Annotated in this window: 16 protein-coding genes; 6 read left to right on the top strand and 10 right to left on the bottom strand. The window is 39.9% G+C overall.

The features are described from left to right. The first annotated feature begins 64 nt into the window (after positions 1 to 64). From HMPREF9455_RS05400 to HMPREF9455_RS05390, 3 genes are read left to right on the top strand one after another with little or no spacing between them, the layout of a single operon-like run. On the top strand, positions 65 to 1,327 hold the full coding sequence (locus tag HMPREF9455_RS05400; RefSeq protein ID WP_006798607.1) for a DUF2851 family protein: 1,263 nt from the start codon (positions 65 to 67) through the stop codon (positions 1,325 to 1,327). Positions 1,328 to 1,349: 22 nt separating this feature from the next. Beyond that, a complete protein-coding gene (locus HMPREF9455_RS05395; protein WP_242052376.1) occupies positions 1,350 to 2,570 on the top strand; it encodes a DUF6051 family protein in 1,221 nt (406 codons plus the stop codon). Between the two features lie 6 nt (positions 2,571 to 2,576). Further along, positions 2,577 to 3,227, top strand: a complete 651-nt coding sequence (locus HMPREF9455_RS05390) for a 3-keto-disaccharide hydrolase (RefSeq protein ID WP_006798605.1) — start codon at positions 2,577 to 2,579, stop codon at positions 3,225 to 3,227. Between the two features lie 34 nt (positions 3,228 to 3,261). Here the strand turns inward: HMPREF9455_RS05390 and lpxB are convergent, their stop codons facing one another. The 6 genes from lpxB to HMPREF9455_RS05360 form a co-directional block, all read right to left on the bottom strand. Further along, positions 3,262 to 4,404 carry a lipid-A-disaccharide synthase gene (gene lpxB / locus HMPREF9455_RS05385; protein WP_006798604.1) on the bottom strand — a complete coding sequence of 381 codons (1,143 nt, stop codon included), beginning with the start codon at positions 4,402 to 4,404 and terminating at the stop codon, positions 3,262 to 3,264. 90 nt (positions 4,405 to 4,494) lie between these two features. Next, on the bottom strand, positions 4,495 to 5,268 hold the full coding sequence (gene surE / locus HMPREF9455_RS05380; RefSeq protein ID WP_006798603.1) for a 5'/3'-nucleotidase SurE: 774 nt from the start codon (positions 5,266 to 5,268) through the stop codon (positions 4,495 to 4,497). 166 nt (positions 5,269 to 5,434) lie between these two features. Further along, a complete protein-coding gene (locus HMPREF9455_RS05375) occupies positions 5,435 to 6,520 on the bottom strand; it encodes an RnfABCDGE type electron transport complex subunit D (RefSeq protein ID WP_006798602.1) in 1,086 nt (361 codons plus the stop codon). Then, a complete protein-coding gene (gene rsxC, locus HMPREF9455_RS05370; RefSeq protein WP_006798601.1) occupies positions 6,507 to 7,793 on the bottom strand; it encodes an electron transport complex subunit RsxC in 1,287 nt (428 codons plus the stop codon). Before rsxC ends, HMPREF9455_RS05375 begins: the two co-directional genes overlap by 14 nt. Before the next feature lie 28 nt (positions 7,794 to 7,821). Further along, positions 7,822 to 8,745: an FAD:protein FMN transferase gene (locus tag HMPREF9455_RS05365; protein WP_006798600.1), complete on the bottom strand. Its 924-nt coding sequence runs from the start codon at positions 8,743 to 8,745 to the stop codon at positions 7,822 to 7,824. A gap of 6 nt (positions 8,746 to 8,751) precedes the next feature. After that, positions 8,752 to 9,135, bottom strand: coding sequence for a hypothetical protein (locus HMPREF9455_RS05360; protein WP_006798599.1), 384 nt, complete (start codon positions 9,133 to 9,135; stop codon positions 8,752 to 8,754). A 165-nt stretch (positions 9,136 to 9,300) separates the two neighbouring features. On the opposite strand from HMPREF9455_RS05360, the gene HMPREF9455_RS05355 reads away from it, so the two are divergent. Continuing rightward, the gene (locus HMPREF9455_RS05355) at positions 9,301 to 9,825 is read left to right on the top strand and encodes a hypothetical protein (RefSeq protein ID WP_006798598.1); all 525 of its coding nucleotides are present in this window, start codon (positions 9,301 to 9,303) and stop codon (positions 9,823 to 9,825) included. A gap of 48 nt (positions 9,826 to 9,873) precedes the next feature. On the opposite strand, the gene HMPREF9455_RS05350 is transcribed toward HMPREF9455_RS05355, so the two are convergent. Next, positions 9,874 to 11,523, bottom strand: a complete 1,650-nt coding sequence (locus tag HMPREF9455_RS05350; protein WP_006798597.1) for an alkaline phosphatase — start codon at positions 11,521 to 11,523, stop codon at positions 9,874 to 9,876. A 605-nt stretch (positions 11,524 to 12,128) separates the two neighbouring features. Between HMPREF9455_RS05350 and HMPREF9455_RS05345 the strand changes: the two genes are divergently transcribed. Further along, a complete protein-coding gene (locus HMPREF9455_RS05345) occupies positions 12,129 to 12,506 on the top strand; it encodes a DUF3796 domain-containing protein (protein ID WP_006798596.1) in 378 nt (125 codons plus the stop codon). 4 nt (positions 12,507 to 12,510) lie between these two features. Then, the gene (locus HMPREF9455_RS05340; protein WP_044215596.1) at positions 12,511 to 12,711 is read left to right on the top strand and encodes a helix-turn-helix transcriptional regulator; all 201 of its coding nucleotides are present in this window, start codon (positions 12,511 to 12,513) and stop codon (positions 12,709 to 12,711) included. Positions 12,712 to 12,768: 57 nt separating this feature from the next. On the opposite strand, the gene HMPREF9455_RS05335 is transcribed toward HMPREF9455_RS05340, so the two are convergent. The 3 genes from HMPREF9455_RS05335 to nuoL all read right to left on the bottom strand — a co-directional run bounded on the left by HMPREF9455_RS05335 (position 12,769) and on the right by nuoL (position 17,609). Next, the gene (locus HMPREF9455_RS05335) at positions 12,769 to 14,154 is read right to left on the bottom strand and encodes an NADH-quinone oxidoreductase subunit N (protein ID WP_044215477.1); all 1,386 of its coding nucleotides are present in this window, start codon (positions 14,152 to 14,154) and stop codon (positions 12,769 to 12,771) included. A gap of 112 nt (positions 14,155 to 14,266) precedes the next feature. Continuing rightward, entirely contained in the window at positions 14,267 to 15,697 is a 1,431-nt protein-coding gene (locus tag HMPREF9455_RS05330) for a complex I subunit 4 family protein (RefSeq protein ID WP_006798593.1), read from the bottom strand. A 16-nt stretch (positions 15,698 to 15,713) separates the two neighbouring features. Beyond that, a complete protein-coding gene (nuoL, locus tag HMPREF9455_RS05325) occupies positions 15,714 to 17,609 on the bottom strand; it encodes an NADH-quinone oxidoreductase subunit L (protein ID WP_006798592.1) in 1,896 nt (631 codons plus the stop codon).

Here is a 17,609-nt window from a genome sequence, read left to right as displayed (position 1 = left end):
AAATGTGCCAATGAAATAACAATGCGCTAAAGGCTAAAAGCCAATAGTTATCAGCTAATACATTATGGAAGATATACTACATTACATATGGAAATTCAGGCTTTTCCAGAAAGGACTGAAAACGACTACAGGTCAGCCAGTAGAAGTGATTGATGTTGGTTTGCCTAACACAAATGAAGGCCCTGATTTCTTTAATGCTAAGATTAAGATAGGAGATAAGATTTGGGCTGGTAATGTAGAAGTCCATAAATCGTCGGATCAGTGGGTGAAGCATAAGCATGATGTAAACAAGAATTACAACTCTGTTATACTCCATATTGTGGAAAAAGCCAATTGTGAGGTGTATAACGAATCGGGGCAACCGGTTATGCAATGCGAAATAACTTATCCGGAACATATATTGGAGAATTATGATTTCCTCATTCATTCCAATACAGATATTCCTTGTTGCAATTATATCGGCTCTATGCCTTCTTTTCATATTAATTCGTGGATGAATACGTTGTTGATAGAACGTTTGGAACGAAAATCAAAACATATACAGGAATTACTCGAGCGGTATAATAACTCGTGGGAGGATGTATTTTATGTAATTCTTTCGCGTAATTTCGGGTTTGGGTTAAATTCCGATTCTTTCGAGAGATTAGCATTGAGTCTGCCATTGAAATATATCCGGAAGCAGGGAGATAACCTTATTCAGATAGAAGCCTTGTTGTTTGGGCAGTCAGGCATGCTGGACAATCTTAAAGTAAATGATGATTATTATTCATTACTACAAAAAGAATATGCTTTCCTGAAAAATAAATATGAACTGGCCCCGTTAGAATCTTATGTATTCAAAAGTTTAAGAACGCGGCCAACTGCTTTTCCTCAGATTCGGATAGCCCAGTTAGCAGCTTTATTACACAGTTCACATGGATTATTTTCTAAAATTACGGCTTGCGATGATGTGGGGCGCATCAGGTTGATGTTTCATGTAAACGCTTCTGAATATTGGCAGACGCATTATGCATTCGGAGTTTCATCCGAACGAAAGGTAAAATACCTTGGAGATGCCTCTCTCGACATTATACTTATAAACACGGTAGCTCCGATTCTGTTTATTTATGGGAGGACTATCGATAGTGAAATACACTGCGAACGGGCACTTCGTTTTCTCGAGATACTGAAGCCGGAGAGAAATTCAATAACGAAACGTTTCGAAAAACTCAAAATGCCATTAAATAATGCAGCCGATTCGCAGGCAATGATTCAACTGAAGCGTGAGTATTGTGAGCCCAGGAAATGTTTATTTTGTAGAGTAGGACATCAACTATTAACCAGTTAACAGTTAGAAAATCAATTAACCTATGACTGAAATGAAATATATAGACCTTTTTAACCATCTTAAAAAAATAGAGAATTATACAGATAGCGAGATTGAAATTGATGACAATCTGGTTATGCGTAATTTTACTTTCGAGTCGAATTACCGCTTTATTCTTCCGGGCGGATTAGGTAATAATGACGACTATGAGTATATTCCAAGTATACCTGAAGATTATGAACCGGATGTCATTCAGCAAATGCTGAATAAGAAGGATGCGGAGATTATGGAAAATATAAAGTTCCGCTATCATATGATAATGCCAAAGAAGGAGCTGAAGGCTAAAGGTATTATATTTATATTTCATGGCTTTAATGAAAAATATTGGAGTAAATACCTGCCTTGGGCAAAACATATAGCTGAGAAAACAGGTAAATCCATCGTGATGTTTCCTATAGCTTTCCATATGAACCGTGCGCCTGCCACATGGAGCAATTCAAGGGAAATGTATCATGTGAGCGAACAGCGTAAGCAACGCCATCCCGATGTTATCTGTTCCAGCCTGTCTAATGTTGCTATCAGTACCCGGCTTCATAACAAGCCGCAACGGTTTCTCTGGTCGGGCCTACAGACTTATTATGATGTAATTGATTTTGTCGAAGCCTTTAAAGACGGCTTACACCCGGCAATAGAAAAAGATGCTTCAATAGATTTCTTTTCTTACTCCATTGGTACATTCCTTGGGGAGATACTTATGATGAGTAATAAGGACGGGCATTTTACGAACTCAAAATACGCGACTTTCTGCGGGGGAGCGGTATTTAATCGTTTATCACCCGTATCGAAGTTCATTCTGGACAGTGAAGCCAATGTAAGTTTGTATTCTTATGTGGTGGAGCATCTTGAAAGTCATATGAAACGCGACGAAGTACTTCGCCATTATATGCATACCCATCCCGAGGGAAATAATTTCAGAAGTATGCTCAACTACCGGTCACAAACGATAGCCAGAGAAAACCGCTTCAGGGAAATGAGCCATCAATTCTACGCTATTACATTAGCTAAAGATGAAGTTGTGCCTGCATATGAGGTTATTAATACATTACAGGGTTCGGACAGGGATATTCCTATCAGGATAGAGACGCTGGATTATCCGTATAAATATATCCATGAAGACCCGTTCCCGGCACTTCCGAAGATTGCCGATGAGGTGGATAAGCAGTTCCGTTTAACTTTCGATAAAATAAGTGATTTCTTAAAATAAAAACCAATGAATAAGATTTTTAGTGTGGTCGTATCAGCCCTTTTGTCTGTGGCATTGTTCTCTGGGCAGGCGAAAGCTCAGGAGGTGCAAAAGTTGTTTAATGGAATAGATTTATCTAACTGGAATTTTGTGCTGGAGAATAACAGTGTGTCTGCCGAAAAGGTGTTCTATATAAAAGATGGGTTGATTCACATTACGGGTGAGCCACTTGGATATATGTATACTAAGCAGAAATACGGTGAATATCATTTACATGCAGAATGGCGTTGGCCTGAGGGTGTAGCATCGAATAGCGGTATTTTCTTATTGATAGAAAAACCGGAGAATCCTTTTCCAAACGGTATAGAATGTCAGCTAAAAGCTGGAAGCGCAGGTGATTTTGTATTACTCAACGGTTCCGATCTGGCTGAATACAAGAATCCTGAAAGCGGACGTCCTAAATTTCCGGTGATAGCGAAGGATAAGGCTTCGACGGAAAAAGTTCCCGGAGAATGGAATTGCGCTGATGTATACTGCCGTAACGGAGTGATCACGGTATATATCAACGGAGCCTTCCAGAATAAGGGTACAAATAAAATCAAGGAAGGTTACATTGGTTTACAGAGCGAAGGTAAAGATGTTGAGTTCAGGAACGTGACATTAACGCCATTGCCTTAAATATAAATAGATAGAGAGTAGAAAAAAGGGGAATCTATTTCCTCTTTTTCAATTTATCTATAATAATCTTTGCTGCATGTCCGGATGCGCCCGGCTTACCCAGTATGTTTATTATTTCATCATATTCCGATAACATCCTGTTACGATAAGGAATGTCATTCAATAGCCTGTCAGTTTCATTTCTTATAGCTTCGACAGAAAAGAATTTGGCGAACAATTCCTGTACCACTGTTTTATCGGAAATCAGATTCACCAGCGAAATATATTTTGTGTGAAGTACGTTCTTAAATACCCAATATACGACATGAGGTATCGGGGTTTCGTAGCATACAACCTGTGGAACACGGAACAGGGCCGTCTCCAGTGTTGCCGTACCTGAGGTAACCAAAGCTGCTTCTGAATATTCAAGTAAACGGTATGTTTGTCCGAAAATTATCTTACAAGGCTTATCTCCAATGTATTTCTTATAGTAATCTGCTTCTATTGCAGGTGCTCCGGCTATGACAGGCTGGTAATCGGTAAATTTTTCTATCGATTCGAGCATTGCCGGCAGGTTGTCTTTTATCTCCTGTTGCCGACTTCCTGCTAACAGCGCAATAATAGGTTTATTATCCAGCTTGTTTTCTGAGATGAATTTATCCCGTGTGTCGTCTTTGTTCTCTTCTCTGAAATTTGCCACTGCGTCCACTACAGGGTTACCTACATAGTCGATCCGGTAGTTATGCTTTTTATAGAAGTCTACTTCGAACGGAAGGATAGACAACATTTCATCCACATACTTTTTGAATGATTTGACCCTGTATTCTTTCCATGCCCATACTTTCGGCGAGATGTAATAATAGACAGGTATCTGTGTATGTGTCTTTATATATTTGGCCACTTTAAGGTTAAAGCCCGGATAATCTATAAGTATAAGTACATCAGGCTGAAACCTGATAATTTCCTCATTGCACATTTTCATGTTGCGCAGAATAGTCCTGAGGTTAAGCAATACAGGTATAAAGCCCATAAAGGCCATTTCTCTGTAATGCTTTACCAGTCTGCCTCCCTGTGCCTGCATGAGGTCACCGCCCAGAAAACAGAACTCTGCATTTGCATCCTGCTCTTTTAATGCCGCCATCAGATTCGACCCGTGCAGGTCGCCGGAGGCTTCTCCCGCTACAAGAAAATATTTCATAAATATCAGTTAACAGTCAGCAGTCAACAGTTAGCAGTCATGCATGGTATGAATGACAGCAACTCATAACCCATAACTTATAATTTATAACTAAATTAAATTCTCCCAAGCCCTTATCGGTTCCAGGTAATCATGATTCGTCATATCCACTTTTACGGGAACAACCGCAACATAATTGTGAGATAGCGCCCATTCATCAGTATTTTCATCGTGTGGCTCATCATTGGTAAATTCCCCGGCGAGCCAATATATCTGTTTGTTGGCGCCATCCTTCGATAGAACAAATTCATTCGTCCATTTCCCTGATGTCTGACGGCATATTTTTAGCCCTTTTATATCATGTCCTTTCGGTATGTTTACGTTAAGACATGTTCCCGTCGGTAATCCGTCCTTTAGTACCTGAGATGTAAGCATGCGTGTATACTTATGACAGGCAGAGAAATCCGCATGATGATCATGGTCCAAAAGCGAAAAACCGACAGATGGTATTTTAAATACAGCACCTTCCATTGCAGCCCCCATTGTTCCTGAGTATAGTACGGCAACAGCTGCATTCGAGCCATGATTGATTCCAGAAAGTACAATGTCGGGTTGGCGTTCGGTGAGTTCGGTTATACCCAATTTTACACAATCGACCGGAGTTCCGGTACAACTGTATATTTTCAGGTCTGCTTCGTCTTTAATTAAATGCGCCCGCAATGGTTGTAACGAAGTTATTGCGCTCGACATTCCCGAACGGGGGCCGTCCGGAGCCACCACTATTATTTCACCTAATCCTTTTACGCTTTCTATCAATTCATTTATGCCTTTTGCCTGATATCCGTCATCATTTGTTATCAGTATCAGAGGCTTCTTATTCACCATTATTTTGAATTTATATTTATCATTGTTTTGTTAAGAAACAAAGATACGTCAATATTTTTAAATCTTTTGTTGTACATATGCTCTGTGTGATCTCTGCTCTGATTAATGATATATGTTTTAAGTATTTTGTATATAATACATGATCTTATTTGTTCTATGGCGACTGTTAATCATTAACTGTATCCCGCCTTATATCCTTAGCAATGAATCTCACCACGCAATACAGGATGAAGATAAATATCAGATACATAATAGCTCCTAAGTGATGTAGGTATATTACAGCAAATGTAGCGATCAGAATAGCAGCTGTGACGGATAATGCCTGCCACAGACGTGTATATACATCCAGCTTCTCTCCCCATACCTTTGGGCGGAATACCCAGTTGACTGGATGTACAAAAGCATTGAGCAGAAGAATCGAATAAGACATATATTCGTATTTCACATCATTGAGAATGCAGATAATAGCCACAATACCTATCATTGCGCCATAATAGAGTTTCCCACATTTAGTAGAGGCACTGGAGGGCATATCGGTAGCCATAAAGATAGCCCCCAATAACAAGCCTCCAAGAGAAAACTGTATTCTATATGAAGTATATGTAGAGAATATTAATAATAAAGCGGTGAATGCGATTAGTAAAGCAGTAGGTATATGCCAAGAAATCCGGCGACGTATCAGAAGAAATATCCCTCCTGTGACTAGCAGTAAAGCAGAGTATTCTCCTATTGCCCCCGATGCTTTATATATCAACTGGTCGAAAAAATTATCTCCGATAAGGTTAAGTTCGGCTATATTAACGGCTGTTTTATCATACCATATGCTACGGGAAGTCATTACCACGGGAAAGAATATCGCCATAAACTCGCGCCCCACCAATGCCGGATTGAATATATTACGTCCGACTCCGCCCCATAGCAACTTTCCAAAGAGAACAGCCATAGCGCCGCCGAACGCAACAACATACAGCGGTGTAAAAGGCGCAATGGTAAACGATAACAGGATACCCGTTATAATGGCCGAACCATCAGCAATAGAATCAGTCTGTTTGAAAAAAATAGAGGAAAAGATAAATTCGGTAACCAATGCACTGCCCACTGCTACGAGTATCACCATCAATGGAACAAAGCCGAAGGCCAGATATGATATGGCTATACAGGGTAGTAAAGAGATAATGACGTCGGTCATTATTTTGCTGGTACTCACATCTTTCCTTACAAAAGGAGCATATATCATTTTATCGTATTGCATCTGCCAGTTGTTTTAATTTGATTTTTCCCTCCTTTATACTCTCGATCAGGGGCACATTACTCGGACAGATATATTCGCAAGCAGCGCATTCTATACAGCTGCTAATGCTATATTTCTCGAGATTGAAGTATTTTCCCCTGCGGAAATTCTCTTCGAACTTCATCGGCATCAAATGCATCGGACATACATCGACACAATAGCCGCAGGATATACAATTGCTTCGTTTAATTCTCTCTTTACGGAAGAATAGTACTCCGGACGAGCCTTTCGAGACAGGTACATTCCAATCTGTAATACCCCGTCCCATCATAGGGCCTCCTAATACAACTGTCTTATTTGTAACAGACAAGCCAAACAGGCTTATAAAATGACCGACAGGAGTACCGATCTTAACCTCGAAATTACCTTCGTTGAGTGATTCCTCTCCCGATATGGTTATTGTCCTGCTGATTACCGGATGGCGGTTTACCACTGCGTCATACATGGCACAAATAGTTCCTACATTACTGACAATAACTCCTATATCACGGGGACGTTGAGAGCGGGGCAGCTCAATTCCCGTTACCGACCTGATAAGCTGGAGTTCGCCACCTTGAGGATATTCATTCGGGAGAACTACAACACGGTAGTTCTTATATCCGGCTTTTTGAAGAAATGGACTGAATATCTTCTGAAGCTCCTTATTCTGTTCTTCTATAGTGATGACAATATCATCTGCCTGAAGTATTCTGTTTGCTATGCCAATCCCTTTGAATAGTTCTTCTGTACGTTCTGCCATCAAAGCATAATCGGCCGTCAGGTACGGTTCACATTCTGTTCCATTTATGATAAAGGTATTTATCTTGTGCCCTTCAAGCTTATATTTCAGAGAGGCAGGAAACTGTGCTCCACCTTCGCCGACTATTCCGGCAGCTTCTATCAGTTCTATCAATTGCCCGGAAGTGTATAGATCAGTGTTATCTTTTGGCAGTTCGACCTCGGCCTCTTCAAAATCGTTACTTATCACAATTGTAGTCGCCATAAAACCGTCAGCCTGCAAAGCTTCCCTTATATCGGTCACTATTCCCGAAACGGGAGAATGCATATTAGCCGGCATATGGTTTATACTCCGTGCTATCAATTGGTATTTCTTTACCTTGTCGCCTACATTCACAACCGGTTCGGGCATACTGCCATAGGATCTGAGTAAAGGAATGTAAAGAACAGTGGCATCTTCGAGAGGCTGAATCTTTAGCTTCTTAGTCTTGCTCTTCATCGAAAAAATATGCATCATAAGCAGAATATTGATTATAAGTTATGAATTATAAATGATGAGCTAAAGCATCAAATCCTTTAGTACAGGTCATCCTGTTATTCTCATCTATAATGAAGCCTTCAAACGTGAAATAGGGAGCCAGCATATCTGCTTTTTGCAGAAATCCTTCCGCCGTTTCATTAAACAATGCGGTGGAGAGTATGTCTCCAACCATGCAACTATCGCTTATTATACCAATTTGTTTAGTGGTGGATGGAAATCCAGTTTTAGGATTCAATATATGTCCGTACTTTATCCCTTCTATATTCACAAAAGTCTTGTCTTGGGATGAAGTTGAGAAGCATTGGTTACTGATATCCAAGTTAAAAAGCAGTTGCTCATCATCAGGGTTTCTTGCTATTACCTGCCAAGCCGGATGCGATTCGTTATTGATTGCCCGTATAGTACTTCCTCCTGCATTGATAATAGCATCCGTAATATCAATATTGGCCATCTTTTCCACAAGTTTGTCAACTGCAAAAGCCTTGATAAACGAACCTGTGATAATCTCCTGACCTTCTGCTATCCTGACACGGTTTCCTTCTATTTCAATTCTGCGGTAATCAATTAGTTTCTTTGCCGCTATGAGTTCCTCAGAAGAGGGTATTCCTCGTTGTCTATCCTTGTAGAAACCCCATAGACGAAGCAGCGGCATGATAGTAATATCGTATGTACCATCGAAATAATCGCAAAAGTTAATGACCTGCCCTAATATCTTAACCGTTTCATCGTCAACCTCAACAAAGTGTCCTGCGTGTTTATTTATCCGGTCAATATATGAATCCGGCTGATAGGAGTTATACTTCTTGTCTATATCCTCCAAAACAGTATACAACTCATCGAAAATATCGTCCTCATAAAAAGCAGATATTTTAATTTTTATATGAGCATGAAACAGGAAACGCGTCTGTGCCTTGTATAATAACTCCATTATTTATTACTCGGTTCCCGAAGCTTCTTCCGGAGTCGCTTTTTCTATTATTGTTTGTTTTGGTTCTTCTACTTTCTTCGGCTCTTCTTCTATTTTCTTCTCCACTTCTTTTTTTACAGCGGGTACAGTAGATACAGCTTTCGGTTTCACCGGGGTTTCCTTCTTCACTTCTTTTGCTTGCGGTTCTGCAGGCTGTTCCGTTTGAGGTTTGTCTTCTTCTTTTTCAGTTGCAGCGACAGGCAGAATCTCTACCTCCTTAGTTGCCTTATCTTTCTCTTCTTCAGCTTTAGCTGTATTATTCGCTGCATTTACCTTGTAACCCCATATAATGAGAATAACACCGAAAAGGAATAGCGTTATTTTTTTTATATTTTGTATTATATTACGCATACTCTTAATAAGTTATGATTATTTAATTTCCTTGTCGCAAATGTAAAATAATAGTTTGACTTGAAAAAAAACATTAACTATTTATAGCATTTTGATTTTAGTATAGATAAAACTAATAAAGTTTTATACTTTTGCACCGGAACTAATTATATACTTATATTACTTATGATTAAAGCAAGACTTCTATTTATCCTCATCACATTTTGTTCATTACAAACATTTGCTACACCTCCCCGTACAAAAATAGAGAAAGACAAGGTTACTCTGACCTATATCGAAGTGAAAGACGAAGCTATTGAATTTGCAGCTTCCGATATACATAGTATGATTCTCCGGAAGAATAAAGGATTCTTATGGCCGGCTACAAAAATAGCATTCTCCAGGAAAAACGGTCAACTCTACTTTGACGTCACAGCGATAGATAACTCATGGTGCAATATGTTCCGTGCCGACGAAAACCCGTATGGCTATTTTGTTATCGGTGGAAGAATGTTCATCGTAACATCCAAAGGCAATGAGCCTATCGATCTGGCTGAATATTTTACCTGCGATAACGATATAGAAAGAACGTTCTATAAGCCGGATGCTACTGTGAAACCTGTAAGTAAAAATCCTGTCTGGTACTATCTCCATAAAGGGAAGATGGCAACCGTCCTGGATTCGATAAACATAGCAAGTTTAGGAAGATAAAATAAAAGGACTGAATTTTTCAGTCCTTTTATTTTATCACTATATTAATTATAACTTAGCGGCCAGGCTCTTCGGCAGATAAAATGTATCATTCTTATCTATATAGACTACTACGGAAGGCAGTGCAATAGGCTGATTATTTAAGTACACTACCGATTTGAAGGCGGGAACAGATAGAGTCACATTCCCTTTCTTTACTTTCAATACGGGAAAATCGCCAGACTTATCTATTGTATAGTCCATACCTTTAAACACATCTGTATGCTTTGCAAATATCTCTTCTCTCATCTCAGGTAAAGAGGTTTTCAATCCCAGCGCAGCGCACAGATACTGATTGATCTCTACATTTGTATTCATACCTACAGGTATATCTCCATTGGGATGATAAGCTGCAAGAAATACTTCTTCTCCGGTGTGCCCTCCGGTGGTAAAGCCAAAGTAAGTATGTGAATCCATAATGTTAATAATGCTGGAACCCATATTTACGCTGTTGCTGACCTTCATATAATCTGCTTCTTTATAGTTCTTTGAACTCAACAACAGATTTAATTCTTCCTCGTTCAGATCAATATCCGTGTATTCTTTGAATATCGCTTTAAAATCTTCCGGTTTAGACTTCAGCAAGATTCTTTCTAGCCCTTCGCCTGTCTTCTTGAATTTCGATACATTCTTAAACAAGTCGTCAAGGGTTGCTTTATCATAGCTTTTCAAGTCTCTGCGACCGATAGTGAATCCACTGTTTCCATGATCGGGAAGTACTATAACTGTTGTTTCACCGTTTTTCTTTGCAAAGTCCATTACTGTAGTTACTGCTTTGTCAAAGGCCAGGTATTCTGTAATACATCCCACAGCATCATTTCCATGTGCCGACCAGTCTACTTTGCTGCCCTCCACCATAAGGAAGAATCCGTTTTCGTTCTGAGACAGCCTGTCTAGTGCTTTTTGGGTCATCTCCTGTAACGATGGGATTACTTCAGGGTCCCTGTCCAGATCGTACGGTAATTCCCTTTCATTGAATAATGCCCATACTTTTTCTTTTCCATTAAAAGACCTGAAAGTTTTGATGTCATCCTGAATCAGCGTGGTGCCGGTATTCTTGAAATGCTGTTTGATATCGTCTGTCAGTATGGAATTTCCCCCTCCAAACATTACATCCAGATTCTGGTATGCCATCTGAGACGCTATATATTCGTATTTGCCACGTGCATAATAATGTGCCGAACAATCAGCAGGAGTAGCATGAGGAAACTCCACTGTTACTACCAGGCCTGTTGCTTTATTTTGTTGATATTTAGCAGCTTCTAATACAGTAGGTAAAGGCTGGTAGGCCATAGCCGGATCTACAGGAATCAGATCGTTTTCAGGATCAGCAACCGGATAAATAGCTACATTACCGGTTTGCTGTGGCATTCCTGTCATATAACATGAGGTAGTAGGGGCAGAATCACCAATAGGTGCATTGGATGAAAATGTTTTCACCGTACCGCACAGATAAGGGTCAACAGCCAGATTATCTCCACCCAGCTTATTATAAATCTGATACCAGCGTGCAGCAGAAACAACTCCGATAGATGTTCCATCCGGTATCATTACTATGACATTCTTTGTCGGTTTTACAGGTCTTCGATACTGCTGCTGGGCAAAAATAGTTATCGAAAATACAAAGAAGAGCAATAAGCCCACACTTACTTTTTTCATTTGTTTTTTTAGATTTTTCGTTTAATTAAGACTCTCAAAGTTACAAATTATTATTTAGCTAATTACAGACTATAAGCGCCAATATATCCTATATTAAAGATATTTATTATAAGATTCTTTTTACTGGTAAAAATAAAAAGTAACAAAAGTAACAGGTATACTAATTAAATAACAGCACGTATTTGTTAAGAATAATTGAATATTTTCTACTTGTTTCACTAAAGTATAAAAGGTAACAAAAGTAACACGGGAAACAATTGATAATTAAGAATGAAAAATTAAGAACTCTTTTCCTTATAACCCGTAACTGCGCAAGGCGAAGTAAATCGTAACTCTTAAAAAAGTAACAAAGGTTACAGTATTTTTACCTGATCTGGTATCTTGTCTACTCATATTTTTTACAAAAAGGTAACAAAGGTTACACTTATCACTCATTTGCTAATCTGCTAATTATTTTTTCAAAGAACTAATAACTCTAATCTGAAGGCTGATGGTTCCTATTCATAGATAAAGTTTTTCTATTATATTCTAACTTTTTTATGTGATATATTTGTCACTACAATAAAAAGTGATATATTTGTCACAAATCATAAATATATAACATTATGAAAGATGATAATAAGCAAGTAAAGTATCCGGCCAAATGGATGTGGATATTAGGAATTATAGGCTTTCAAGGCTTGGATTATTTTAAGACAGGAGATGTGAGTAAGTTATTTTTATTTTCATATTTTGCTTTCTTTGCCTATTATTTCTTAAATTATATAATCAGGCAAAGACAAGACGAGAGAATGCTGGAAAATCATAAAAAGGCGGTTACAATGGCAAGTAGAATACCCTTTCTGACTCTATTTGTGATAGGTCTTGTCCCTGCCTATTTCCCAGTGACTTCCATTTTCTTTATTGTGGTAAGTGCTTTTGGGGTTGCAGGATTTACTATAACGTATGTTAGTGCTTTCTTTTATTATGAGCGTTATACCTAACCCGATGCCGGAATTTATAAGTCATCTCAAGGAATACCGTATATTGGCAGGTCTCACACAGGAAGAACTGGCTGAGAAAGTAAATGTCCGCCGTGAAACGATTATTCGTCTCGAAGCAGGCAAGTATAACCCGTCTCTCAAACTGGGAATTGATATATCCAGAGTCCTTAAAGCACCGATAGAGGACATATTTGAATTTACATAAACTGAAAAGAGCAGACTGTCCGGCCTGCTCTTTCCATATATCATTTTTATTTCTTCTTTACAAAGTCAGTCCCATAATAAGATTAGGGAAGATACCCAGCAATAAATTGAGTACAATAGCTGCGACAGCAACCGCTTTATATTCGAATGGTACTCTCAATCGTTCGGTTGTTTCAGGTTCTTTTGTAATCATTACATTAGCAACGCCCAGATAATATGATACAGCTATTACAGAGTTGATTATACCGAATATAACCAGTATCAGATGGTTTGTTTGCAACATTTGTCCGAATACAAAGAATTTGGCGAAGAATCCGGCAAAGATGGGGATACCGCTCAGTGAAAGGAATGCGCATATCATTACTGCTGTCATCGCTGGTTGCCGTTTTATGAGCCCGAAGAAATTGGAAACATCTTCGTTGTCCTTACCTCTGCATACACCCAGTATAACAGCGAATGCGGCCACTCCGGCAAGACTGTACGCCGCAGCGTAATATAAAACTGTATTGGCAGAGCTTCCTATAGCCAGCAATGTCATCATCATGAATCCTGCATGCGAGATACCCGAGTAAGCCATCATACGTTTGATATTGGACTGTTTCATTGCGGTGATATTACCTACTGTCATAGTCAGTATCGAAAGTACGATCAGGGCTATCTGATAAGCCGGGGTTATACCTGCGGCAAGGATACTTACTATTTTGTATAAAGCGCCTATTGCAGCTACCTTTACCAGCGTGCTCATTATAGCAGTGACAAGGGTGGGAGAGCCTTCATATACATCGGGTGCCCAGAAATGGAACGGAACGATAGATGCCTTAAAGAGCATACCCGCCGATATCATAATAAAGCCGATGCTGAACCATACAGGCATTCCCGATAGCATCGAATTTACAGCTATTTCATTTATATCGACTGAGCCTGTTGCACCGTACACCAGAGCGATACCAAAAAGGATGAAACTGGAAGCAAATGCTCCCATGATGAAATATTTCATACCCGCTTCGTTGCTTTTCAGGTTTTTCGGTTCACTTGCCGCCAATACATAGGCTGCGATGGAAAGCACTTCTAGGCCGATAAAGAACATGGCGAAATTACCGAACGAAACCATTGCTACAGCTCCCGCGAGCATAAATACTTTCAGGGCTACATAGTCGGCAATTTTTACCATCTTGTCCTGATAGAATTTGGGGCTCATCGTAATGATGAGAATGGCAAGGACGATGAATAAGATGGAAAACCCTTGCGAAAATCCGCTTGTTACCACCATGTTGTATTTATCCGCGCCAAGGAACGACTCTCCCAGATAAAATTCGGTAACAGTCAATCCCAATGCTGCTATCAAACCGATAAGGGTGACAGGTATAAGGATCTTTCTTAAATTGAGAATCTCTAATAACAGGCAAATAATTCCTAATCCCGAGATGGCTATCAATGTACTCATTATATATCTGACTAAATTTTTATCTATTAAGGTCACAGACCTATTTGTTATTTTAGTATGTAAAACAGCAATAATAAATTATGATTCAACAATGTATCTTAAATACTATCTGCTACTTAATATGCATTACAATATCCTCTAAACTAGAAGAAACAAGGTCTGTTACCGGTTTTACATATACCCCGAAGAATATCAGCACGGTTACGATCAGACTAAACACGAATATTTCTGTTTTCGACAGGTCTCTGAACTTAGTTTCGGAAGGCTCTCCAAGCATTACTTGTTGAAACATCCGCAACATAAAGAGCGCTCCGAGGAATAATGATGTGCCTATTGTCAGGGCATACCATAGATTTACTTCATAGAGACCGTACATAATAGTAAACTCTCCGATAAAGTTAAATGTCAACGGCACTCCGATAGAGGATAATATGGCAAGGAAGAATGCTACTGTAAATTTGGGCGTATGAGATGCGATCCCTCCGAGTTTGCTAATAGATAATGTATTGGTACGGTTTTGTATTATGTCTACTGAGTAGAACAGCCCTACAATACCGAAACCGTGCGCAAGTATAAGCACCACCGCTCCTTGCAATCCGTCATACGTAAGCGCGTATGAACCTGCAGCCACAAAGCCTACATGCGAAAGTGAGGCATAAGCCATAAAGCGTTTCAGGTCGTCTTGTCTCAAAGCCATTATTGCTCCATATACCACTCCGATAATACAGAGTATAAGAACAACCGTTCTTAGTTCCTGTGCTGCATAAGGTGTTGTCGGTATCTGCCAGCGTATAACACTGTATGCCCCCATTTTCGACATCAGACCCGCCAGCAGCATTGTGCCTACAGCCGGAGCTTTCTGGTACACATTAGCCTGCCATGTATGGAATGGAAAAATAGGTATTTTAATAGCATAAGCAAGGAAGAAGGCAAGGAATATCCATATCTGTTCCGTATTGCTCAGATTGGCATTATAGAATGCTTCTAACTGGAAACTGCCTGTCGTCGTATACATGTATATAATTGCAGCCATCATAAACAATGAGCCCGCGAATGTGAACAGGAAGAATGTCATGGCTGCTTTGCGGCGTTTGGCCATCTCTCCGTTACCCCATAGTATGATGATGAAGTAAATCGGGATAAGCGACATTTCCCAGAATACATAATATAGTAGCGCGTCACTGCTCAGGAAAGCCCCTGTCATGGCAAAAGCCATAAACATGATAAGGCTGAATAAGAGCTTTTCGTTCTTAAACTCGCGGTTATGCGCGGCCAGTATAATGATGGGTAATAGAATCGTTGTTAACAGGATCATGGCGATGGCCAATCCGTCGGCTTTGAGTGAGAATGATATATTCGGATTGCTTATCCACTCTGCACTGTAGTTTGTACCTGCGGCACCGAATTTTAGACATAGGGCAACAGAGAATATAGCCGCTGCGACACTGAACAGGATAGCAACCTTGGAGGCAAATCTGTTCCCTGAAAAATAAGTAAGAATTGCACCTACTAATAATATGATTAATATAATAGCGATATTCATGTTTCTTTAAAAATTTTTATACAAGGAATAAACAGATTATTAGTGCGCTGAAACCCAACACAAAGAAGAACAGATAAAATCCGAGGCTTCCGTTCTGCAACTTCTTGAAGTACGGCGAAGCAGCTTCAACAAGTTCGCCCCCTCCTTTGAAGAAGCCTTTGAGCCATTGTTCCATATATTTATCGAAGAAATTGGCCAAAGCATAGATTGGTTTCACAAATAATGCATTGTATATTTCGTCGATATAATATTTATTGTAAAGCACTTTCCCAAATCCTGTGATTTTATTATCCTCGGCAGGTACTTCCGATTTTTTAATATATTTGAAGTAAGCCAGTCCAAGACCTATAAATGCGATCAGAGATGAGATAATCACTGTTGTCAGCTGCATGTCCAGAGGCGGATGTTCTGCTGTTGCGCTTGGCAGTATCGGAGCAAGAAATCCGTTTAACCAGCTATGAACACCAAGGAAAGAAGGAAGGCTGATAACTCCGCCGAATACAGCTAAGAATCCTAATATGATTAATGGCATTGTCATTGTATTCGGTGACTCATGCAAATGATGCTTCTGTTCTTCTGTTCCTCTGAATTTTCCGAAGAATGTCAGGTACAGTACCCTGAACATATAGAAGGCTGTCAGCAGTGATGCCAAAGCGCCGAGTATCCATAGTATCTTGTTATGCTCGAAAGCTGTCAGCATTATTTCGTCTTTCGAGAAGAAACCTGCAAAGAGAGGTATTCCCGATATGGATAGTGTAGATACTAAGAATGTACAGTATGTTTTAGGCATGGCTTTCCTTAGTCCGCCCATCTTGCGCATGTCCTGTTCGCCACCCATCGCATGGATAACCGAACCCGAACCAAGGAAGAGACAGGCCTTGAAGAAAGCATGTGTGATAACATGGAACACTGCCACATGATATGCTCCCAGTCCTAAAGCGAGGAACATAAGTCCCAATTGCGACACGGTGGAATATGCCAGCACTTTCTTAATGTCGGTCTGTGCAACAGCTATCGATGCGGCGAATAATGCTGTTACTGCTCCCACAACGGCTATTAATAATCGAATACCTTCTGTTAAATCAAATAAGAAGTTAAGACGTGTCACCATAAAGATACCGGCTGTTACCATTGTAGCGGCATGTATCAGTGCGGAAACAGGAGTAGGCCCCGCCATTGCATCAGGCAACCATGTATATAAAGGTATCTGCGCACTTTTACCTGTTGCTCCTACAAATAGAGCTAAAGTAGCAACGCCGAGTAATGTGGAAGCTTCAGGATTGGATGTTGTGGATACGGCCGTTTTCAATGTGTCGTAATCCACTGTCTTGAACAGATAAGCCAGTGTAAAGATACCTATAAGGAAGCCTAAGTCCCCGATACGGTTCATTATAAAGGCTTTCTTTGCAGCATCGTTGTATTTTTGATTTCTCGACCAGAATCCGATCAACAGATAAGAACACAGGCCGACGCCTTCCCAGCCGATGAACATAACCAGCAGGTTGCTTCCTGCTACCAGTACCGACATGAAGAAGATAAAGAGATTGAGATAAGCGAAGAAGCGATCTATATTTCTGTCATCGTGCATATATCCCATCGAATAGATATGGATCAGCGCACCAATACCTGTCACAAACAACAACCATAACAAAGACAGTTGATCGAGCGTGAAGGCCAGGTTTGTAGTGAACTCACCGAGAGCAATCCATTGAAACAAGTCTACATGTACAACTTCACCCGAAGAAAGTACACGGAGAAAAAATACAAGTGAGATAACAAAACTGACAAGTACAGCCGACGTGGCGATAATTCCGGGCATTGTCCGTCCCAGAAATTTTTTGCCAACGAGCAGATTGATTAAAAAACCAACAAAGGGGCTAAGCAGAAGTATTAATACTAATAGTGTGTCCAT

The sequence above is a fragment of the Dysgonomonas gadei ATCC BAA-286 genome (assembly GCF_000213555.1).
Classification (GTDB): domain Bacteria; phylum Bacteroidota; class Bacteroidia; order Bacteroidales; family Dysgonomonadaceae; genus Dysgonomonas; species Dysgonomonas gadei.
The sequence above is the reverse complement of the archived record's forward strand: the minus strand, read 5'-3'. Positions and strand labels throughout refer to the sequence as shown.